Genomic DNA, 21,507 nt, shown 5'->3' on the forward strand with positions numbered 1-21,507 from the left:
AGACAGCCCCCGGCAGCTTCTGGCACTTAACGGGAAAGCTGCTGCAGAACCTGCTGCAACAGGCCTAGACCCTGTTTTAGTTCTTCTTCGCGGTAGCCGCAAAACCCCAGAAGCAATCCGTTGTAGCCACACGCGCTTGGGGTCGGGGTCTGCACAAATCTCGAAAGCGCCTCAATGCTCAGCCCCTGCTCTGCCGCCAGGGTACAAATTTCCTGGTCCTGCAGGGCGCAGGTCAAATGGAACACCACCTGCATGCCAGCCTGGTGATCGACGCAATAGCCATAGGCGCTGAAATCCTGGGTTAATTGATGCAACAGAAAACGGCGGCGTTCTGCGTAGATCCGTCTGACCCGGCGCAGATGGCGATAGAACTCACCGCTGTCGATAAAATTCGCCAGCGGCTGTTGTGGCATGCTGCTGGCCCTGGGGCCAAAGCGTTCGATGCTGTTGGCAAAGCGTGCGACAAGCGGTTTGGGCAGGATCAGGTAGCCCAGGCGCAGGGCGTTGGAAAAGATTTTGGAGAAACTGCCAATATAGAGAGTGCGGTGCAAATGATCAAAACCAGCCATCGCTGGGATGGGCCGCCCAGCGTAGCGGAACTCGCTGTCGTAATCATCCTCGATGATCCAGGCCTGCGTCTCGGTTGCCCATCGAATGAACTCCATCCGTCGCGCCGGAGACATGGCGCCGCCCAGTGGAAACTGATGCGAGGGCGTCAGAATAGCCAGCCGGGGGGCCACCGGGCCAGAGGGGAGAACCGCGCCATTGTCATCAACGTGCAGGTAATCTGGCGTCAGGCCCTGGGACGTGATGAAATACTGCAAGGGCCGATACCCCGGATCCTCCAACGCGACGCTATCGCCGGATTGTGCCAGCGCATGCAGGCAGATCTCCAGGGCATCCGTGGCACCAGCGGTGACAATCACCTGCTCGGGGCTCGCTGAAATGCCGCGCCATTCCGCCACGTGATCGCAGATAGACTGGCGCAGCGCCAAAGAGCCAAAGCCGCCACTGCCCAAAAACATGGCCTGCGGGTCGGAGCGACAGATCCGTGCTACTGTCTTGGCCCATTGCCGATAGGGGAACAGCCGCATATCCGGGCTGCCGGCCCGAAAGGGAAGCACCCCGGCCATGTCTGACGCGGGGGCTGAGGCAGCACTTGGCTCATGCCCTCGCCGCTTGCTGGCACCAGAGTTCGGCGGGGCCGTGATAGCCGGCACCTGGGTGAGCTCAACTTCGCCAGAGGCACAAAGCCGATAGCCAGAGCCCTGCTGGCTGCTGAGGTATCCCTCGGCAACCAGTTGTTCGTAAGCGGTGACGATGGTGGAACGCGACACCCCCAGTTCGGTGGCAAACACCCGGGTTGGCGGCAGTTTGCTGCCCGGCGCCATATCCCCCGAAGCGGCGCGCAGGCGAATGGCGGCACAGATTTGTTCAAACACCGGAGTGCTGGCATCACGATCAATGGAAAAGCCCAACCAAGGTGTCTGTTTCATCGGAGCTCTCGCAAAATTGGCCTGCTGAAAATGTGAATGTCCTAACAGTATAGAGCATCCAAAATAAGGACAATCTGCGCTGTAGGGCCACTGCACATGTCCTGTCCCCTTGGAGACTGCTTTTGCGGGCTTTTGCTAACCCTCGGCCCCTGTGAAAGAAACGCTGCGTTATTGCAGCCAGCCCGATGCGGAGACTTGACCCAGAGCGCAACTCTTTAGTCATCTGAGAAAGGTGACGCGCAATCGCCCAGAAACTATCGTGACCGCTGTTCAAAGAGGTCCGTCCCACAGCAGCAGATCGGGTCTTTGTGACCAGAGGCGCCAGCGGGGATGCTTTGGCTGCCACCCGCAGCCTGCAGGACAGTTTGTTACATTGCGCCCCTAAGACACGCGCGGGCCCCAAACAAAAACTACGGGGCATTTCAAATGGATACGAAACTGGGAGACGGATATGTCTAAGAAAAATTTGGCGGCCGGCATCGGGCTTGCCCTCGCTGCAACCAGCCTGCCTCTGGCGAGCTCGGCAGAGAACCGCATCGATCGCATTCGGCCAGATGCGCCTGAGCTTGCCGCCTTTGGCGCCCATCCAATCGGGGTGCAGACGCTGGAGTTTACCAATCCCGGTCAAAATGACATTCTAAACACCACTGACACCGACCAGCCACTGTATGATCGTGATCTGACGGTAGAGGTCTGGTATCCGGCGGCGGAGGGAACCGAACAGGGCGGCAGCTATCGCGCCATCCTGCGGGACGGCAAGACAGAAGTCACCCTACAGGGCCGTGCCGCCCGTGATGCAACGCCGGCCAGTGGCGAGACTTATCCTCTGGTGGTGATCTCACATGGCTACCCCGGCAACCGCTATCTGATGTCCCACCTGGGGGAAAATCTCGCAACCAAGGGCTATGTCACCGTCTCGATTGACCACCGTGACAGCACCTATTCCGACAAGGCCGCCTTTGGTTCAACCCTGCTCAACCGCCCGATTGATCAGCGGTTTGTCATTGATCAGATGGAGGCACTGGAAGGCCCTCTGGGCGAGATCATCGATACTGATCAAACCGGGGTTATCGGCTACTCCATGGGGGGCTACGGCGCTGTGATCTTTGCCGGTGCCGGCGTGACCGAGGCCTCGACCCAGTATAGCTGGGGCACGCCCGCTGGTCTGCTGGCCCGCCATCAGGCAGGGTCAGAAAGCCACGCCGCGCTGAGTGATGACCGCGTCAAAGCGGTGATTGCCATTGGTCCCTGGGGGATGAACACCGGCTTTTGGGATGCGACCGGCCTGGCTGGCATCGACAAACCGCTGATGGTTATGGCGGGCAGCGCCGATGATGTCTCTGTCTATTCGGCAATTCGGAAAATCTTTGAGGGCGCAGTCAATACCAACCGTCACCTGCTGACCTTTGAAGGCGCAAATCACAACGCCGCCGCGCCAATGCCTGCCCCAATTGAGAGCTGGGAACCGGTCGACAATCTCGACTTCATCCCGTTTGAGCACTACGCCGATGCGGTTTGGGACACCAACCGGATGAACAATATCACCCAGCACTTTGCCACCGCCTTTATGGGACTGCACCTCAAGTCTGAGGCCGACAACACACCCTACCTGGAGCTGATACCACAGGCCATCGACGGTGTTGTCTCAAAAGACGATGCAGGCAAGGAACTGCCGGATCACACCTATTGGAAAGGCTTTGCACCGCGCACCGCCGTTGGTCTGCGTTTCGAGACCCTTACAGCCAAGTAGCCGCAAGCTATTCAACAGGCGCTTTCCCCAATAGATCCCCCAAGCTGGGCCGCTCTGTTGGGGAGAGGCACTCTTACGCAAGCACGCGGAACTTGCCTCGGCTCAGCCTTTAAACAAGTACTTTACTCTTTTGCGCGGCTTTGCTGCGCAAACCGTCTGAAGGACAGACTCCCCCTTTCCCCAGACGGAGTTATCCTGCGGGCTCTGTGACAGGTATGCCAAGAGCGGTGTAGCGGTTCAATACCGCGATCCGGATTTGGATTTCAGCGATCTATCGCTCGAAGTCTCGGGCCATCAAGGATTGGCCCAATTGCTTCACACAGTGCATATTGGTCTCGACGCGGCTCCTGCGGAGATACCCGCTCCATCGCTTCCACATGGTTCGACCGAGGTAGCGCGAGGTATCCACTGCATCGTTCCGATACGATGGCTCCGGCCGTGGTGGGTCAGGTCATTGCAAATAAAAAAGGCGGGCCGCTCTGGCCCGCCCTTTTTGTAGATCTTCCCCTGATGCAGTTTGGTCAGGCCTCTTGCTTTTCGGGCTGTATTTTCCCTTTGTCCCATTGGGCGTTCATGATGCGGTTCAGCCAGGCAAGCCCGACCAGCGCCAGCCCAAGCCCCATGAAGGAAAACACTCGCGTCAGGCCGGACAAACCACTCATATCCACCAGGAATACCTTGGCAATTGTCAGCACCACCCCGGCCATGGCCAGCCTGCGGAGCAGGTTTGAACGACGCCAAAAGGCCAGCATCAGCACCCCACCCGAGGCAACCAGCAAAGCCACGGTGTAGGAATACAGCTCAGCATCGATCACCCCCGGAAGGCTAAGGTTATTGCCGCGCCAGAACCTGCGGATCTCCAAGGTGATATAGATCACCGCCAGCACAGACGCCGCGAGACCAAACCCGGTCCGAACCCAGCGGTTCAGGTGGTCCAGCCGCAGCGCTGCCGCAGCACAGACTGCCGCCAGCGGCAGATAGGCCGCAGCCAAACTGTCCAAGATCAACGGGCCACGCACGATTTCGCCACTGGCCAACAGCGGATTTGCAAACACAAGTAACCCGCCAATACAGCCCAAGGCAGCCACGCCATAGCCCAGGATCAGGATGCCGCGCAGCAGAGCTGAAAAGCGACCGCTCAGACGGAGCCGGTGCAGCTGGTTCACCAGAGAGGCCACCCACACTGTGGCCATCAGCCCTATACCCGCATGACTATAGCGCATCTGTTCTGGCAGCAGCCGCAGGATCAACACAGCAAAGAACACTGCGCCTATCAATGTTGCGGCGCTTTCCAGCACCAGCGTGGTTTTCTCACGCAGCTGTTGTCGTGTCAGGAACCAGCCAGCTCCCAGCAGCGCCAGGCTGCCAAGATAGCCAAGGGCGATCTGGGACAACGGTGTCACATACTGCCAACCCTCGTCGATATAGTCGCGGTCCAGCGCCCAGGTCACGCCGGGATCCAGCACCAGCCGGTAAACAATGACCGCCACTGCGATCTGCACAAACAGCGCCAGGCCGGGCAGATCGTATTTCCGGTCAATCAGGACCACCAACAGCACCATGACAGCCAGGGCGAGAGTCAACGCAGTCTGCGCCAACACCAGAAAGAGCGCAAAGGCAATGAGGGTCAGCGCTGAAATGGCAAGCAGCGCCACGCGCATCTCTCGCTGCCCGCCGCGCGGGCCACGGGCCGCGCGCTCTGTCAGAAAGGTCATTCCCGCCGCCATGGTCAGCACCACCAAGGCCCAGGTGTAGAGACCGTGCACCGCGGCGGGTCTCCAGGTGAACTCGAGGATCAACAGCAAGGCTGGGGCAAAACTCGCCGCACAGAGCGCCCAGAATACCGGGAGGTTTGCCGAGGAATATGCCTCAGGCTCTTGGCTCTCCCCATCAGGCCCAGTCAGGCTCCACCGCATGCGCAGATAGGCCAGCCCCGAGCCCAGCGCAGCAATTGCCACCAGAAGCCACAGGATTTGGGGTGCCGGGGTTTCCGGCGGGCGGGTGATGGCGGCGGTAAACTCGCGAAACAGGGGGCCAAAGTTGAGCCCCTCCAGCAGGACAACCACTAGGATCGCCAGTCCCGGCACCAGTGCATGGTCAAACAAAGCTGGAGCATGGCGCATCCAAAGCACGCTGGCAAGCAACAGCGTCACCAATGTCAGCAGGGCAAAGACAACCACCGCCGCCTGATCCGCCTGCACAGCCACCAGCAGCGCCGCAGCCCCCGCAGCACAGATGGCGACCGCAGAAATACGGGTGGGGAATTCTGGATAGGTCCGCCGCCCCTGTTTGGGTAAAAAGACCTCCACCACCGCCGGTCCGCCATGGCAAGGCCAAAGGCTGCGCCCAGGCAGGATCACTGCTGCTGCGGTAATCGCCAACAGCGCGGTCAGAAAATGCGGCTCCCCCCCTTCGGACAGGTAAAGCAACAGACAGGCCGTGAGCGGCGCGGCCAAGGCAAGCCCCGAGATCCAGGCCCAGCGCTTGACCGTGTCCACCCCCAGCCCCACCGTCGCAATCAAGGCAAAATAGTAGTAGAGCATCCAGGCATCCTGCGATTGCCCCCCCACCAGAAAGGGAACCGCGCTGGCGCCCAGCAGCCCCAAAGCGGTGAGGAAGGCGCCGTAAAACCAGCCCAGCACCAGGGCCAGCAGCGACACCAGGCAAAGCGCCACAAAGCTGGGGCCAGGGTCAATCAGCTGGTACATCACCCGCGCCGACAGCAGCCCGGCAAAAAGTGTTACGACCCCTGCTCCTGCCAAGGCAGAGGGCAGATGCTGCGCTGCTCCGTCCGTGACATCCCCCATACGACGCCGGATCGTTTCAGCCCCAAGAATAAGCGCCACGCCAAAGCCCAAAGAGGCCATGACCCGCCAGAACGGCGTCAAAAGGCCGTTTTCAACGCCGTATTGCACCATAAAGAGCCCTGCCAAGGCCAGAGACGCAGCCCCTGCCACCAAAACCCAGTTCTCCCGCAGCCAACCGCTAAGGGCCTCCACAAGATCTCTGCGCAACACAAAAGCCCGCGGGGACTGAGCCGGGTCACTGGACGGATCCGCGCGCGTTTCAGAAAGCGGCGCTGGTGCAGATGGCTCTCGCGGTGTGACGCTGGCAAAGTTTTCGGCGTTTTGCTCTGTCTCCGCCGGGGCCACAAAAGGCCCAGATACTGTACTGTCTTCTGCGGCACGGACGTCTTCCGCTTGGTCCTCGATCTGGGTGGCGTCGGTTGCATCATCGGGCGCCTTGCCCCAAGGGACCGCAGGTTTGGCCGCCGCGTTGGGCTGTTGCTCAGGCGTTTGCAGATCTGCTGAGACCTGTTTGCCTGAGGCGCTGTTTTGCAGCGCGCGCACTTTTGCGTCCAAATCGCGCACCTGCGATTTCAGGCGTGTATGCGACACCAGAAGATAGGGAACACCAAGCAGAAAAATCAGGCCAAGAAGCCCAATCAAAACCAGACTAAAATCTAACATAAAGAGATCATTTCAAAGAGACAAAGTTGCCGACAACGCTATGCAAGTTCCCCGCTGCTGGCAAGCAAATGGGCGCGCAGGCTAGGACCGTGGTCGCGGCCGGTTTCAGCAGAAATCACAGCTTAGGACGGTCGGCAGCTCTCTGTTTCATGGGCCACTTTGGCCAAGCACGGTATATAGACCCGGCCTTGCGGCGCGGCGCCCCGAGCCGTCTTGGTGCAAGAAAACCCGCGTGAGCTGCCGTCCCCGGATCAGCTGCTGTATCCAACTGCAGGTAGAAAACGGCCTGTCGGGGCACCCTGTCAGGCCGTCGCAGGGTTTTTGGGGTCAGGCCCCAGTCATCCCACATGCTCAGATAGAATTGAGGGTCTTCCGGCCCTAGCCAAAGACATAAAAGGTCATCTTGTTGCCATCGGGGTCGCGCACATAGGCCCCGTAGAACCGATCAGGAATACGCTGGCCCGGCTCGCCGTCGCAGGTGGCGCCAAGCGAAATAGCCTTGTTATACAGCTCGGAAACCTCTTCTTTGCTTTGTGCAGCAAAGGCCACCATGTTGCCGTTTCCGGGCTGCGGATCCTTTTTGTCATAGGGCACACAGACCGAAATCATCGGCTCTTTTGGCGTTGCCCCAATCATCGCGATGCGCCCGCCATCAATAATCACCTTTGCGCCGCGATCCGCAAAAAGATCGCAATAAAAGGCCTTGGCTTTCTCCATATCCGAGACGCCAACAGTTACATATCCAATCATTAGATTTCCTTTGGTTTTTTTTCCCAAAGCTAGCCTCAGCAAGGCGCAGGTCAAGCGACAAAAAAGTTACCCCCCGTCCACACTCGGGTGAACGGGGGGCTGTTGTTGCTGACAGCGGCGGTCAAACCTTAGCAAGGTTTGGCGAAGGATCACCCCGCCAGCCGGTCAGTGTCAAAGTCATCGATGTCAAAGCCTTCGTCGCCAAAACCCGTGCCACCAAAATCATCCGAGCCAAAGTCATCACCGTGGACCATGCCCTGCGTAGCTGGGGTTCCGCCCTGGCTGTGCGAGGTCGGCTTGAGCCCGGCGACCAGCTCCGCCAGTTCCGACGCAGCCCGCTGAAGACTTTTGCCCTGATCACTGGACTTCAGAACCATGCTGGCGTTTTGCTGGGTTACCCGGTCCAACTCGATCATACCGGCATTGATTTCCGAAATGGTCGAAGACTGTTCCCCAGAAGAGGCGGCAATCTGAGTGGTTAGAGTGGAGACCGCCTGAATTTTTTCAATGATTTCATCCAAGGAACGCCCCGCTTCATCTACCAATTCTACGCCAACCTTGACCTTTTCAGAGCTGGTTCGGATCAGTTCGCGAATTTCATTGGCGGAAGTCGCGGATTTCAGCGCCAAGGAGCGCACCTCGGAGGCAACCACCGCAAAACCGCGTCCAACTTCGCCAGCGCGGGCAGCCTCGACCCCGGCGTTCAGGGCCAATAGGCTTGTCTGGAAGGAAATGTCATCAATCACACTGTTGATCTCAGAGATCTTCTCGGAGGATTCATCAATCTCCTTCATCGCCTGCACTGTCCGCTGGACGATGTCGCCACTGCGCAAGGCAACTTTGCTGGTCTCAGAAATGGTGCCTTCGACCTCTTGCGTCTGCGTAGTGGCAGAGCGCACGTTCGAGGTGATGCTATCCAGCGCAGCTGCGGTCTGTTCCAGGGTTGCGGCCTGGTTTTCTGTACGCTGCGACAGATCATCCGTCCCGGTGGCCATTTCGCCAATCTGCTGGTCCATCTGCGCGATGGTCACCAAAACGCGCCCAATCAGATCATCCAGGGTTTCAGCCGTCTGGTTAAAGTCCGACCGCAGGGCGGTGTATTCCGGGCTCATTTCTTTTTTGATCCGGTAAGACAGATCGCCTTTGGACAGTTGGTTCAACCCGTTTGCCAGCTCTCGCACAACCCCGGCCTGCTCTTCGGCAGCGGCTTTGGATTTTTCTTCCAGCTCGGCATTGGCCCGCATGGCATCGACAAATTCCACAACCGCAGCGGCGAGACGGCCTAGCTCATCACCCCGGCGTTTTTCTGGAACGGGGCTATGGGTATCGCCGCTCCGCAAGGCATCAATCCGGTCAACAATCCGGTCCAGCGGTCGGGTTACCGACGCCGCGGAAAAATACACGATCACACCAATCAGCAAACAAATGGCCAGGCCAATGATAGCCGACTGCAGATAAAGCGAAGAAACGGTAGCATGAATGGCGCCATTGCTAAAGCCCATGACCATCTGGCCCACATCGGTGCCATCAGACAGTGTCAAAGGAAACTTCACATAGACAACTTCATTCGCCTCAACTGATTTCTCAGCGGCTTCGTCCTGCAAAAGGGCGGCGACCTGCTCGGTCAGCGCTTCCCGCTGCTCTTCGCCTACAAAAATTTCAGAGAAAATCTCGCCATCGACAATGACCTGCACAAAGAGAGCGTTTTCCATATCGGCAATGCCCTGGATCGCGCCCCTAGCGGCATCACTGTTGAAATCCCAAACAGCCGCAGCCACTGGCGGAACGACAAACCGCTGGGCCAGTTTTACCTCTGCATCAAAGGCGGAAATCAAGGCTGTACTATGCTTTGAGGCCCAAAAGACCGTATAGGCAAAATTTGACAGAACGATACAAGCCAGAATGGGCAGAAGCAATTTCTTCTTTATGGACATGCCCAACATCCGTTTCAGGAATCCCATTTTTTCACGCTCCGTTTGCTTAAGTCTACTTGTCTTGTTTCGAGGATTTTTCAGCCTTGAAGGACTGTTATTGCGGGTCAACAGAACGGTTCTGAAAAGGTCGATAGGATCGTTTCCAAACCATTGGTAATCGTCCACGTGTTTTGCATTTGGCGGTGCCGCCGTTTGGGAAATTGCCGGTGCAGGCTGCGCCCAAACGGCGGCGATCACTTAATAGGACATGTAGTTGCCTTCGAGGGCATCGCGATACTTGTCGGTCCATTTGACGTTGATTTCAGCAATGGCCCCTGCCGCATCCAATTCAGCAAAACAGCGATCAAAGTCCGCCGCCAGGGCCGGATCTCTAAAGCTCATCGCGTAGGGGCTAGGATCAAAAATCGCGCGGAATTCAATCGACTGACTGGCATCCACACCGGAAGAAGCGCCCGCTTCTTGCAACTGGCGTGCAAATTCTGCAAACAGCATACCGTCACCAAGGATCCCGTCTACACGCTTACCATACAGCAGTTTGCTCTGGGTCTTCTGGTCTGCCATTTCCCGGTAGGATTTGAAGGCAGAGGTGCTGCCGCCAAGGCCCGGAATAATATTGCTGGCCCCTTCAAAGGCAACAATGTTCCAGCCATCCAGATCAGAGAGCGCCGCGGCCTCGTGGTTGGAAGAGCTCAGGTAAGACACACCATTTTGATAGGCGACATAGGCCTGCGTCTGTGTGCCTGCGGTTGGCATACCCACTGGGACAGTTGCCACTGCATCTCCAGAGCCTTTTTCAAAAGACTGCCAATGACGTGTGAAGGGCTGGACAGTGAAGACAACAGTATGGCCGCAGTGACCCAATACGGCCGAAATGATCTCCGCCTCGCGGCCCGATCCATCCTTTTGAATCATAGGTGGCAGATCACCCGCCATGACTTCGATTTCCGCAGCGGTGGCTGCACCAGAAAAGAAAGCCAATGAGGCAGACACAGCTGCCGAAATTCCGAACTTCATGTTTTACTCCTAAAAAACAATCCCCCCGAAATTAGGCAGGGTATTATTAACTCGGGATTACTTTTGGTCAAAACGCGCACAAAATTGCTCTTAAAATTGCGCATTATCTGGCCCTGAGGGTCGGGAAGGAAGATGCAAAACCGCCATAAGGCCTGCCTCAGAGAGCGGACAGCACAGCCGCGGCAGCCTTCCAGACCGTTGCCAGCTATCGCCTCTATTGCTGCGAGGCCTGCAAGGCGATTTCAGCAATATAGCGGCTTGTGGCCTCTTTGGTCATTGAGCGGCTATAGAGATACCCCTGCCCATCATCGCATTCCAGCTCAGCCAGAAGGTCCACATCAGTTTGATCCTCAACCCCTTCAGCAATAACATTAAGTCCAAGATTGTGCCCCAATTGCACAATCGTGCTGACGATAGGGTTGGAGGCTGTCCGGGACAGATCCTTTACAAAGGACTGATCAATTTTCAGCCGGTTGAGGGGGAGATCTTTCAAATAGCTCAATGACGAATAGCCGGTGCCAAAATCATCAAGTGCAATGGAGACGCCAAGCTCCGACAGCTCTTGTAATGTTGCGGCGATTTTTTCCCTGGATGCAATCAATACGCCCTCGGTGACCTCAACCTCCAGCAGCTCTGGTGGCAGGCCGGTTTCATGCAATACCCTGGAGACCAGACCGGTGACATCGGTTCGGGCAAATTGAACCGGCGAAATATTCACGGAAACAACAGGCGGCGCCTTTGGCATCAGCTCAGCCCATTGGGTTGCGTCTTCGCAGGCCTGGCGCAGCAAATGCTCGCCCAGCTCAACAATCAGCCCCGTCTGTTCAGCGATTGAAATAAAGACATCCGGCCTCACAGAGCCAAGAACCTCATCGTCCCACCGCGCAAGCGCTTCAAAGCCGGTCAGACGACCATCTCTCAGAACATGCTGGGATTGATAGTGGGGCTCAATTTCTCCATTGCGCACCGCCCGTTTCAGACGTTCAATTATGGTATTTCGCTCGGAAAGCCTGTTTTGTATCTCGGCGTTAAAATAGGTGATCCGGTCACGGCCGGCATTCTTGGCCTCATAGAGCGCCATATCCGACATGGACAGCAGCTCGAGCCCCTGGCGGGTATCTTCTGGAAATCTGGACACGCCAATGGACGCCGAGACTTGCACGACAAAGTCCTCGACTTTTGCAAGCTGAGATACCCGCTCGCAAATGGACTGCGCAGTCCAGGTGACCTCGGCGGTGCTGATGGGTTCATCGCGGTTCATCATCACGAGAAACTCATCGCCGCCAAGCCGCGCGACCCAGGTATTCTCACTGGTGTTTTCCTGCAGGCGTTCCGCCACCTTCTTGAGCAGAAGATCCCCGATATGATGACCGTAACTGTCGTTGACCTGTTTGAACCCGTCCAGATCGACCAATAGCGCCACCGCATAGTGATCGTCGGCCTGCAATTCGGAGAGTTTCTTTTGGATCGAGTTTCGGTTCAACAGCGCTGTCAGCCCATCAAAGGAGGCCAGGAACTGCACCTTTCGCTCCGCAACCACTGCTGCGGTCGCATCCGCAAAAATGCCGCGAAACCCCTGGAACGCGCCCCGTTCGAATTGCGGCCGACCCTTCATCAGGATCCAGCGCAGCTCACCATCCACCGGGCTCTGAATCGACAGGCGCACATCGTGAAATTCGGCTTTGTCAGCAAACGCCTGTTGTAGCTGTCTGATATCCTCCTCTGCAGCCTTGGTGCAGTTCGCAGCCAACAGCTCAACCAGATCAATGCTGTCCGTCTGTCCCCCCTGTGACGCGCACATCTCCAACACCTGAGCCGGAGCGCTCAGAAGGTGGCCGTTTTTGTCCGTCTGCCAAAGCCATTCTGTGGCTTGTTCTTCATAGTCCTTGAGCAAAAGTTCGACGACCTCGCTTTTCTCGCTCAGTCTTTCGTGATTGTTGAACGCAACCCTGGCCGCCTTTGCTCCCTCTAGGGTGGCATTAAACAGGCTGACACCAGCCGCAATCATCAAAACAAAAATCAGAAAATCCGTCGAGGACCCGAGTGTCAGCCCACAGATGAGCGCCACCAGTCCGTTCCCAACGGTCTGAACAGCCAGATAGGTCATGCCGGCCCAGGGCGCGTGCGAAAACCCTGTCGTCCCCAAGGCCAAAGACCCCGCCATGATCGCAGTAATAATGGCCTTCTGATCGCCGCTGGCAACTGGGTAGAACAAGGCCATGCCGGTGGTCCAGAACAACGAGTTAAAAAAGGTCTGAATAACAAACCCTCGCATGTCCTTTTCGGACCCCGTGGTCTGATAGTAAGTGGTCCAAGAGTAAAAAATACACCATGAAAACAGGACAATAGCAACGGTCCACAGCACGACCAGGCCATCACGCCCCTGGCCCCAAGCGTTCATGGACAGGGCCGGCGCAAAAAGAGTATTGCCCAACAGCATAACCCGCATCTGTTCGATCGTGCCGCGTATCTGACCACGGCGCAGACGGTTCGCAACATCAATTGGCAGTCCACGCGTGCCGAGCTCGCCAAAGCTGAAACTGGGAAACACTCTAAAACACCTTGCTAATCGACTTAATGCTCAATTCAGATTTTACTCTATGCGCCCATCCCTTCGTGGGCAAATTTAGCGTAAACTGAACTTGTAAACATGCCCTTTATCAGAGTGTTCTTTCAAGTCGACCTTTGCGGATAACGATGGCCTACGGGCTTCTCCTGGACCGCTTGCGGCGCCGCAGTCAGGACCGCCGCCTGAAGCGCAGTCCTACAATCATCGTAGTTTCAGAATGCAGGATGGTCGCCAGCGGTGTGACGCGGAAAATACAACGGAACCGACCCCTGGTCACGCTGCACTCTCTTGCGTGTAAAAAAGAGACAGCTTGCTCATTCAAAAGGCGGCTCATTCCACAGGGAGATCAGGCGCCTTTTCCAATTTCATCAGCGCGTCCCATTCATCAACCAAAACCAGTTTCAAAGTGTCCATTGGAATCGGTTTGTAAAGATTGCGTCCAACCGAAAGATTTCGCGCCCGCGCCATCAGCTTTGCCGCCAACATCGGGGCATCGGCGCCGCCGGTCATAAATCGAAACCGCAGCGGGCGGGAAACTTCAGACAACCCTTCGATGACTTCTATGCCATCTTTTTCCGGCATATTTATATCCACCAGGACCACCGCCGCCCCCTTGCCAGAGCGCAACAAGGCAAGCAGTTCATTGCCATTTGAACAGGTTTGGACGGTCCATCCCAGACGCCTGGCGACCGTCATAAGGTATTCTGCGAACTCAAAATTATCATCCGCGATATAGAGTTTTCGCTCAGGCATTTCCGAAAACCAACTCCACTTTTTCTTTTTTCATTGGCTCTGTTGACTCTCGGTGCGACAGCAAACCACACTTTCTTTGTGGTTTTCAAAGCCTTGGCTATTTCGCTCTCATACACACAGCATAGATGCACAAAGTTTAATATTAAACATATTTTTTTCCGCCCCCACTACCGACCGCCACAAACAGCCGAACTGCCAAGGCATTGTCCTACTTGGCACTCCACAATCAAAGGGGAAAGAGACGGGAAAAAACTCAGCTGCCCTTTTTCTGTGAATTCACGCTTGCGGTTTTGCTAAAAACTGCGCTCTCTGGCCCAAGGTGAGTTATTTCGAATTTTAAAATGTGATACACTGACCAGCCGCCCTACCAGCGTCACCAGATACATTGACCTGATACGCACCGGTGTCCAGGCCGAGGTTCCGCCGAAGCCAATTGCTTACCTGTGACCAAATTGGCCAGAAATGGCGAGACGAAAGCGGCTCCTGCGGCACGGCATCCGCGCAGCTCAACCGTTTTCTGCGCACGCCTACCAATGGATAAAAAATTCTCAATGGCGCAAGACCATTCAAGCCAGCGCCCCAAAAGCTTGGCAAAGACCGCCCAGAACCTAAGATACGGCCACAAAACAGCTGCTCCAGAACAGGGGGAAATAAACCGCAAGTATCCAGCTGTGCGTAGCTGGTTCAAAACCGCTGAAGTGCTTGATTTAGTGGCGGGGAGACAGGGATTCGAACCCTGGGAACGCTCTCACGTTCAACGGTTTTCAAGACCGCCGCATTCGACCACTCTGCCACCTCCCCGGTCTTGGGGCGGTTTAAGGTGCTGCAAGACAACACGCAAGAGGAAATTATCCCTTCTCACGAAATGTCCTGGCCCACAATTGCCCTCAAAATCCCCCCTTACTGACAGATGAAACCCTGTTGCGCCTAGCAGGAAACGCGCGGGATAACGCCCATCACCCAGCTTTTGCAAACCACCCTCGGGCATAGGGTTTTCATGACTGCCGCTGCAGGCTATCATTCGCCAAATCAAAACGACGACCGGGAATCCGGCGAGACGCGCTTTGGCGCAAAGAGCACAGGCAAGGAAATGATCATGACACCACCCATGCCGAAATCGAGACCACGATTTGGCCTCGCCGTGATGGCAGTATCAGTGCTGGCGCTCTCGGCCTGCGAAGACGGCGCCAATCTGGGGTTTCTGAAACCCAAACCGGCAGAGACTGCCGTCACAGGTTCCAGTAGAACACAATTGGTTGAACGCGACGTCGAAGCGCCGGATGTGTTTCAGGTCAACGAAGCCGGGCTCTGGGATGGCCGTCCATCGTTGGGCGGCGTATGGGTGGCGCACCCAGATGCCAAAGACCCGGAACGAGTGATCATCCGCAACACATCCAATGGCAAATTTGTCATCGGCGCCCTGTTCCGCCGCGAACGTGAAATCCCCGGCCCACGATTGCAGATTTCTTCCGATGCGGCGGCGGCGCTTGGCATCCTGGCCGGCGCTCCCATTGAGTTAAATGTCACCGCGCTACGTCGTGAAGCCGAAGAGCTGCCGGATCCCACCTTGGCTGACGCGACCCTGCAGGACAGCCCCCTGGAAGAGACAGCAGCCGCAGCGCTTGGCGCGGATGAAATCGAAGCCACGCCGCTGGATCCAATCGCAGGCGCCGCTGCCGCGATCGAGGCGGCACCAGCCTCCAGTCCACAGGTCTCTAGTCCACAGGCCCCCGTCGCCCCGGCGCCGCGTGTCTCTTCACTGAGTAAGCCTTTCATTCAAATCGGCATTTTTAGCGTTGAAAGTAACGCAAAGAACACCGCAGCACAGATGCGCAACGCCGGTTTGATCCCCACTGTCCTGGCGCAAACCGGGAATGGGAAACCATTCTGGCGCGTTGTCGTCGGCCCAGCCCAATCCAAATCGGAACGCAGCCAGCTGCTGAAAAAGATCAAGGAAACCGGCTTTACTGATGCTTATGCCGTCACCAATTAACACCGTCACCCCCATCCCCAAGGAGGCCAAAGGCGTGAAATCAACAGGCGCGAAATCCATGGTCAGCCCCTTTGCCAAACTTACCTTGGCCGCCAGCTTTGGGCTTTGCCTGACGGCGCTGCCGCTTGCCGCTTTTGATACCAAAGCGCGGGCCGCCTATGTGGTGGATCAGGGCACCGATACGGTGCTTTTGTCAAAGAATGCCGAAGTGCCGCTGCCCCCGGCCTCCATGTCGAAACTGATGACGCTCTATGTCGCTTTCGAAGCGCTGCGCGATGGCCGTCTGTCTTTGGACGAACGTCTGCCTGTCAGTGCTCACGCCATGAGCTATGGCGGCTCTACCATGTTTCTGGACACCACCGACCGAGTGCGTGTCGACGACCTGCTGCGCGGCATTATCGTGCTGTCGGGCAACGATGCCTGTGCAGTCATTGCCGAAGCACTTAGCCCCGATGGCACAGAGGCCGGCTTTGCCCGTTACATGACAAAACGCGCCCATGAGCTGGGCATGAGCAATGCCAGCTTTGCCAATTCCAACGGCTGGCCCGCGATCGGCCACCGCATGTCGATGCAGGATCTTGGCGTACTTGCCGAACATCTGATCGAAGACTTTCCACAGTATTACCCGCTGTTTTCCGAAAAGAGTTTTGCCTTTGACGGCCGGGCGCCCTCCAATACCCGCAACCGCAATCCCCTGCTGGGGCTAGGCATTGGCGCCGATGGGCTCAAGACCGGGCACACCTCGGAGGCAGGCTATGGTCTCGTGGGTTCCGCCGTGCAGGGGGATCGCCGTGTGATCTTTGTGGTGAGCGGAATGGACAGCACCAAGGCCCGCGCAGAGGAGGCCGAAGCCATTGTTAACTGGTCGTTTCGCCAATTTGCCAAAAAGAACATCGCCAAGGCCGGTGTCTCGGTCGCCAGCGCCGAGGTCTGGCGTGGATCGGAACGATCGGTAGGTCTGGTGCCCGAAACCGATCTGGAAATTCTACTGCCTGCTCTCGCGGGCTCTGAAATCCCGGCTGAGGTGGTCTATTCCGGCCCAATCAATGCCCCCATCAGCAAAGGCCAGCAACTGGCAGAGCTGGTACTGCAGCCGGATGGGCTACCGGAAATCCGCCTACCCCTGGTGGCGGAACAGGATGTCGCCAATGCCGGTTTCTTTCAGCGGGTGCAAAATGCAGCAAAGGTTCTGTCCAGACGCCTGATTGCCGGTCCCGAGGCTGCCCAGTGACCGAGCATAGAATGCAGCTGCCCGCGGGCCTGTTCCTGACCTTCGAAGGTATTGACGGTTCAGGAAAATCCAGCCAGTGCAAACGCCTGGCCGAGGCTCTGCGCAGGGCGGGCTACGATGTTGTTCTCACCCGCGAGCCGGGTGGCTCTGAGGGGGCTGAAGATATCCGCCGTCTGGTGCTAGAAGGCGATCCAGCAAAGTGGTCCGCCGAGACCGAGATCCTGTTGTTCACCGCTGCCCGGCGCGACCACATGGAGCGTACCATTCTGCCCGCTCTGGCTGCGGGCAAGGTGGTGATTTGCGACCGCTTTGCCGATAGCACCCGAATGTATCAGGGCATGTCACGGGGCGATTTGCGCGCCACTGTGGATCAGTTGCATAATCTTATGATTGGGCGTGAGCCGGACCTGACCCTGCTCATCGACATGGACCCCGCCACCGGCCTGTCCCGGGCCAAGGGGCGTCAGGGCACAGAAGAACGGTTCGAAGATTTTGGCCTCGGCCTGCAGGAGAAAATGCGTGCCGGCTTTTTGGCCTTGGCAGCAGAGTTCCCTGACCGCTTTAGAACTGTGGATGGTGCCCAGGATATCGACGCGGTCGCCGCTGATGTATTGCAGCTCGCAAAAGCAGCCCTGGCCGCCCGTGTCAAAGCGGCGCAGCAATGAGCCGCGCGCCCAAGGCAAAAGCTGACGAAGACCTGCCGCGTGCCGATCAGGCTCCCGGCGCACCTCATCCGCGCGAGACCACAGAGCTCTTTGGGCAGGATCAGGCAGAGCAGGATTTTCTCACCGCCTTCAACTCCAACCGGCTGCATCACGGTTGGTTGCTCACCGGGCCGCAGGGCGTCGGCAAGGCAACCCTGGCCTGGCGCATCGCCCGGTTCCTGCTGGCCACACCACCCGCCGAGGAAGGCCTGTTTGGCGCGCCGCCGCCCGCAACATCCCTGTCGATTGACCCGGATCACCCGGTCGCACACCGCATTCAGGCCCTGGCCGAGCCGGGCCTCGCCGCCATCAGCCGCAGCTACAATGACAAGGGCAAGCTGCGCGATCAGATCGTGGTGGATGACATCCGCAAACTGAACCGCTTTTTTGGCCTGTCCTCCACCGATGGTGGTCGCCGGGTGGTGATTGTGGATGCCGCCGACGACATGAATACAAGTGCTGCCAATGCCTTGCTGAAAATGCTGGAAGAGCCCCCTGCCCGCACCACTTTGCTGTTGATCTCGCATCAGCCCTCGCGCCTGCTGCCGACGATCCGGTCGCGCTGCCGCACCCTGCGACTGGGGCCGCTTTTGCCGGAAGATATGCAATCGGCCCTGGCACAGGCGGGCGCTGATTTGCCTGAAAACACCGCCCATCTTACCGCCCTGTCGGCGGGCTCTGTGGGGGCTGCTCTGCGTTTGTTGAACCTGAGCGGGCTAAAAATCTACGCCGAGCTGGTGCAGATCCTCAACACCATGCCCCGGTTGGATCGCCAACGCGCCATCGCCCTGGCTGAGGCCTCGGCCCAGCGTGGCGCTGCCGAAAAGTTTGAGCTGCTGCTGAGCCTGATTGAGATCGCCCTGTCGCGACTGGCCCGAACCGGCGCCACAGGGCAGCCGCCACAGCCCGAAGCCGCAGCAGGCGAGGCCGCAATGCTGACCCGACTGGCCGCCACGCCGCTGCAGGGACGTGCCTGGGCGGATCTCTCGGCTGAGGCCACAGCACGCGCGCGCCATGGGCAGGCGGTGAACCTTGACCCGGCTTCACTTGTCCTAGATACGGTTTTTAAGATGCAAGAGACCGCATCCCGGTGACCTATAGGCAGGCCACCCCGGATCCGGCCAGATACACGACGAGGCAGGCATGAGCACCACAGTTCCACAGATCACCGATAGCCATTGCCATCTGGATTTTCCCGATTTTGAAGGCGAGCTGGACGCGGTCATTGCCCGCGCGGCTCAGGCAGGCGTGACCCGCATGGTTACCATTTGCACCAAGCTCAAGAACGAGCCCGCCGTGCGCGCCATCGCCGAGGCCCATGCGCCGGTGTTTTACGCCGCAGGCACCCACCCGATGAGCGTCGCGGCAGAACCCATGGCCAGCTATGATGAACTGGTTGCCCTGGCGGATCATCCAAAATTTGTCGGCATTGGCGAAACCGGGCTCGACTATCACTACACGGCCGAAAGCGCCGACATTCAGCAGCAGTCTCTGCGCACCCATATTGCCGCAGCACGCGACACCAAACTGCCGCTGATCATTCACGCCCGTGCCGCGGATGACGACATGGCGCGGATCCTGCGCGAAGAGATGCAAAACGGCGCCTTCAGCTGCGTGATGCATTGTTTCTCCTCCTCGGTTGAGCTGGGGCGCGCGGCGCTGGATCTTGGCTTTTACCTGTCGATGTCAGGCATTGCCGCCTTCCCCAAAAGCCAGGAGCTGCGCGATATCTTTGCCACCGCGCCGCTGGACCGCATCCTGGTGGAAACCGATGCCCCCTATCTGGCACCGCCGCCCCATCGCGGCAAACGCAACGAACCTGCCTATTCTGCCCTGACGGCGCAGATCGGGGCCAAGGTCTTTGACCTGGACTACGCAGATTTTGCCGCCCAGACCCAGGCCAATTTCGACCGCCTGTTCTGGAAAGCTGGCCGCTATGAGGCCGCCGCCTGATGGCTGAGCTGCGCTATACAATTCTGGGCTGCGGCTCTTCCGGTGGGGTGCCGCGCCTGGGCGGGCACTGGGGAGACTGTGATCCTGACAATCCACGCAACCGGCGCCGCCGCTGCTCCATGCTGGTGGAACGCGACGGGCCGGATGGCACCACCTCGGTGCTGATCGACACCTCACCTGACATGCGCAGCCAGTTGCTAGATGCCGAGGTAGGGCGGTTGGACGCGGTGGTCTATACCCATTCTCATGCGGATCATGTGCACGGTATGGATGACCTGCGCATGATCGTGTTCAACATGCGTGCGCGGATCCCCGTCTACGCCGATGGCGACACCCAGAATGCGCTGCTGTCGCGCTTTGGCTATGCCTTTGTGCAGCCCGAAGGCTCCCCCTATCCGCCGATCCTGGATCTGCGGACCATTGATGGCGCCTTTACCATTGACGGCCCCGGTGGCGAGATCCCTTTCCTGCCGTTTGAGGTCAATCACGGGGCCATGGATGCGCTTGGGTTCCGCATTGGCAATCTCGCCTATCTGCCGGATGTGGCCGAAATTTCCGAGGATGTCACCGGCGCACTGGAGGGGCTGGAATACTGGGTCCTGGATTCCCTGCGCCGCAGCCCTCATCCAACTCATTTCAGCCTTGATCAGGCCTTGGCCTGGATCGAGCGGATGCAGCCCAAACGCGCGGTGCTGACCAATATGCACATTGATCTCGACTATGCCACGGTAAAGGCCGAGACCGCCGATCACATCACCCCGGCCTATGACGGCATGGTCATTCGCTGCGCGCTGTAAGGCCGCTATGATCTGGGCGGCGCCGTCGCCCCGATCAAAGCAGAACCTGATTTTCCGCTAGGCCAGTCCTGTCGCTCCCCCCAGTGGCAAGGCCCGCCAGTTTTAAGGCCCAAGGCGTTTGCCGCAAAGGAGACCCGGCGATGTTGCAAAGTCTGATTGATGTCATCCTACCTGTCTTTCTGGTCGTGACAGCAGGCTATGTGGCAACGCTAAAAGGCGTTTTCTCTGCCTCCCATGTTGATGGCTTGATGAAATTCACCCAGGGCTTTGCCATCCCCTGCCTGCTGTTTCATGCCATGGCAAATCTGGACCTCTCCGACAGTTTTGACCCCAAGTTGCTCATCAGCTTTTATACCGGAGCCGCAACCTGTTTTGGCATCGGCCTGACCGGCGCCCGCTTGCTGTTCAAACGGGACTGGGAAGACTGCGTCGCCATCGGGTTTTGCTGCCTGTTCTCCAACTCGGTTCTTTTGGGCCTGCCCATTACCGAACGCGCCTTTGGACCGGAAAACCTGACCGGCAACTATGCGATCATCGCCTTTCACTCCCCCTTTTGCTACGGTCTGGGCATCACCGCGATGGAGGTGGTGCGCAACCGCGGGGCCGGCGGGATCAAGACCGTCTCCTCTGTGCTGACCGCGATGTTCAAAAACGTGCTGATCCTTGCCATCGCGCTTGGCTTTGCCTTCAACCTTGCAGGGCTGACGATCCCCTCAGCTGTGGATGAAGCCCTGCAACTGGTCATTCGCGCCGCTCTGCCTACAGCGCTGTTTGCCCTCGGCGGCGTGCTGGTTCAGTACCGCCCCGAAGGCGATCTGCGCACCATTGGCTTTGTCTGCCTCACCGCCCTGATGGTACATCCCAGCATTGTCTGGCTGCTGGGGGGCACACTGGGGTTGAAGCAGGATCTGTTCCGCTCTGGCGTGCTGAATGCGGCCATGGCGCCGGGATTCAACGCCTATATCTTTGCCAATATGTACGGGCGCGCCAAACGGGTGGCCGCCTCGTCGGTACTGATTGCCACTGCAGCTTCGGTGCTGACGGTCTGGTTCTGGCTGCTGGTGCTCAGCTGACGCCCGCGCACTAGCCAGGC

The 21,507-nt window shown here is 58.1% G+C and carries 15 protein-coding genes, 1 tRNA gene and 1 pseudogene; 8 read left to right on the forward strand and 9 right to left on the reverse strand.

Features of this window, described 5'->3' with window-relative positions:
• Positions 1-26: 26 nt before the first annotated feature.
• On the reverse strand, positions 27-1,496 hold the full coding sequence (locus tag N1037_16670; GenBank protein UWS78883.1) for a PLP-dependent aminotransferase family protein: 1,470 nt from the start codon (positions 1,494-1,496) through the stop codon (positions 27-29).
• 451 nt (positions 1,497-1,947) lie between these two features.
• Here N1037_16670 and N1037_16675 point away from each other — a divergent pair, with 451 nt between their 5' ends.
• Positions 1,948-3,246 carry an alpha/beta fold hydrolase gene (locus N1037_16675; GenBank protein UWS78884.1) on the forward strand — a complete coding sequence of 433 codons (1,299 nt, stop codon included), beginning with the start codon at positions 1,948-1,950 and terminating at the stop codon, positions 3,244-3,246.
• Between the two features lie 190 nt (positions 3,247-3,436).
• Here the strand turns inward: N1037_16675 and N1037_16680 are convergent.
• The 8 genes and pseudogenes from N1037_16680 to N1037_16715 form a co-directional block, all read right to left on the reverse strand.
• Positions 3,437-3,667 (reverse strand): annotated as a pseudogene (locus N1037_16680) (IS5/IS1182 family transposase).
• 100 nt (positions 3,668-3,767) lie between these two features.
• A complete protein-coding gene (locus tag N1037_16685) occupies positions 3,768-6,716 on the reverse strand; it encodes a DUF2339 domain-containing protein (GenBank protein UWS78885.1) in 2,949 nt (982 codons plus the stop codon).
• 378 nt (positions 6,717-7,094) lie between these two features.
• Positions 7,095-7,466 carry a VOC family protein gene (locus tag N1037_16690; GenBank protein UWS78886.1) on the reverse strand — a complete coding sequence of 124 codons (372 nt, stop codon included), beginning with the start codon at positions 7,464-7,466 and terminating at the stop codon, positions 7,095-7,097.
• Positions 7,467-7,615: 149 nt separating this feature from the next.
• Entirely contained in the window at positions 7,616-9,400 is a 1,785-nt protein-coding gene (locus N1037_16695) for a methyl-accepting chemotaxis protein (GenBank protein ID UWS78887.1), read from the reverse strand.
• Positions 9,401-9,637: 237 nt separating this feature from the next.
• Entirely contained in the window at positions 9,638-10,414 is a 777-nt protein-coding gene (locus tag N1037_16700) for a transporter substrate-binding domain-containing protein (GenBank protein ID UWS78888.1), read from the reverse strand.
• A gap of 214 nt (positions 10,415-10,628) precedes the next feature.
• Entirely contained in the window at positions 10,629-12,965 is a 2,337-nt protein-coding gene (locus N1037_16705) for a bifunctional diguanylate cyclase/phosphodiesterase (GenBank protein ID UWS78889.1), read from the reverse strand.
• A gap of 348 nt (positions 12,966-13,313) precedes the next feature.
• The gene (locus tag N1037_16710) at positions 13,314-13,736 is read right to left on the reverse strand and encodes a response regulator (protein UWS78890.1); all 423 of its coding nucleotides are present in this window, start codon (positions 13,734-13,736) and stop codon (positions 13,314-13,316) included.
• 711 nt (positions 13,737-14,447) lie between these two features.
• Positions 14,448-14,537 (reverse strand) — tRNA-Ser (locus N1037_16715).
• 295 nt (positions 14,538-14,832) lie between these two features.
• Here N1037_16715 and N1037_16720 point away from each other — a divergent pair.
• The 7 genes from N1037_16720 to N1037_16750 all read left to right on the forward strand — a co-directional run bounded on the left by N1037_16720 (position 14,833) and on the right by N1037_16750 (position 21,487).
• Complete coding sequence (locus N1037_16720) at positions 14,833-15,729, forward strand: SPOR domain-containing protein (GenBank protein ID UWS81385.1); 897 nt, start codon at positions 14,833-14,835, stop codon at positions 15,727-15,729.
• A 58-nt stretch (positions 15,730-15,787) separates the two neighbouring features.
• The gene (locus N1037_16725; GenBank protein ID UWS81386.1) at positions 15,788-16,960 is read left to right on the forward strand and encodes a D-alanyl-D-alanine carboxypeptidase; all 1,173 of its coding nucleotides are present in this window, start codon (positions 15,788-15,790) and stop codon (positions 16,958-16,960) included.
• A gap of 11 nt (positions 16,961-16,971) precedes the next feature.
• Complete coding sequence (gene tmk, locus N1037_16730) at positions 16,972-17,625, forward strand: dTMP kinase (protein UWS81387.1); 654 nt, start codon at positions 16,972-16,974, stop codon at positions 17,623-17,625.
• Complete coding sequence (locus N1037_16735) at positions 17,622-18,758, forward strand: DNA polymerase III subunit delta' (GenBank protein ID UWS78891.1); 1,137 nt, start codon at positions 17,622-17,624, stop codon at positions 18,756-18,758. Before tmk ends, N1037_16735 begins: the two co-directional genes overlap by 4 nt.
• Before the next feature lie 49 nt (positions 18,759-18,807).
• Complete coding sequence (locus tag N1037_16740) at positions 18,808-19,617, forward strand: TatD family hydrolase (protein ID UWS78892.1); 810 nt, start codon at positions 18,808-18,810, stop codon at positions 19,615-19,617.
• Positions 19,617-20,414: an MBL fold metallo-hydrolase gene (locus N1037_16745; protein ID UWS78893.1), complete on the forward strand. Its 798-nt coding sequence runs from the start codon at positions 19,617-19,619 to the stop codon at positions 20,412-20,414. Before N1037_16740 ends, N1037_16745 begins: the two co-directional genes overlap by 1 nt.
• A gap of 140 nt (positions 20,415-20,554) precedes the next feature.
• Positions 20,555-21,487, forward strand: a complete 933-nt coding sequence (locus tag N1037_16750; protein UWS78894.1) for an AEC family transporter — start codon at positions 20,555-20,557, stop codon at positions 21,485-21,487.
• The last annotated feature ends 20 nt before the right edge of the window (positions 21,488-21,507 follow it).

Source organism: Phaeobacter sp. G2 (assembly GCA_025163595.1).
In the GTDB taxonomy this organism is placed as follows: domain Bacteria; phylum Pseudomonadota; class Alphaproteobacteria; order Rhodobacterales; family Rhodobacteraceae; genus Pseudophaeobacter.

Coding starts and splice junctions, on each gene's coding strand:
- N1037_16700 (UWS78888.1), bottom strand. CDS start 10,414: ATGAAGTTCGGAATTTCGGCAGCTGTGTCTGCCTCATTGGCTTTCTTT.
- N1037_16675 (UWS78884.1), top strand. CDS start 1,948: ATGTCTAAGAAAAATTTGGCGGCCGGCATCGGGCTTGCCCTCGCTGCA.
- N1037_16695 (UWS78887.1), bottom strand. CDS start 9,400: ATGTCCATAAAGAAGAAATTGCTTCTGCCCATTCTGGCTTGTATCGTT.
- N1037_16670 (UWS78883.1), bottom strand. CDS start 1,496: ATGAAACAGACACCTTGGTTGGGCTTTTCCATTGATCGTGATGCCAGC.
- N1037_16740 (UWS78892.1), top strand. CDS start 18,808: ATGAGCACCACAGTTCCACAGATCACCGATAGCCATTGCCATCTGGAT.
- tmk (UWS81387.1), top strand. CDS start 16,972: ATGCAGCTGCCCGCGGGCCTGTTCCTGACCTTCGAAGGTATTGACGGT.
- N1037_16725 (UWS81386.1), top strand. CDS start 15,788: ATGGTCAGCCCCTTTGCCAAACTTACCTTGGCCGCCAGCTTTGGGCTT.
- N1037_16690 (UWS78886.1), bottom strand. CDS start 7,466: ATGATTGGATATGTAACTGTTGGCGTCTCGGATATGGAGAAAGCCAAG.
- N1037_16745 (UWS78893.1), top strand. CDS start 19,617: ATGGCTGAGCTGCGCTATACAATTCTGGGCTGCGGCTCTTCCGGTGGG.
- N1037_16735 (UWS78891.1), top strand. CDS start 17,622: ATGAGCCGCGCGCCCAAGGCAAAAGCTGACGAAGACCTGCCGCGTGCC.
- N1037_16710 (UWS78890.1), bottom strand. CDS start 13,736: ATGCCTGAGCGAAAACTCTATATCGCGGATGATAATTTTGAGTTCGCA.
- N1037_16720 (UWS81385.1), top strand. CDS start 14,833: ATGACACCACCCATGCCGAAATCGAGACCACGATTTGGCCTCGCCGTG.
- N1037_16750 (UWS78894.1), top strand. CDS start 20,555: ATGTTGCAAAGTCTGATTGATGTCATCCTACCTGTCTTTCTGGTCGTG.
- N1037_16685 (UWS78885.1), bottom strand. CDS start 6,716: ATGTTAGATTTTAGTCTGGTTTTGATTGGGCTTCTTGGCCTGATTTTT.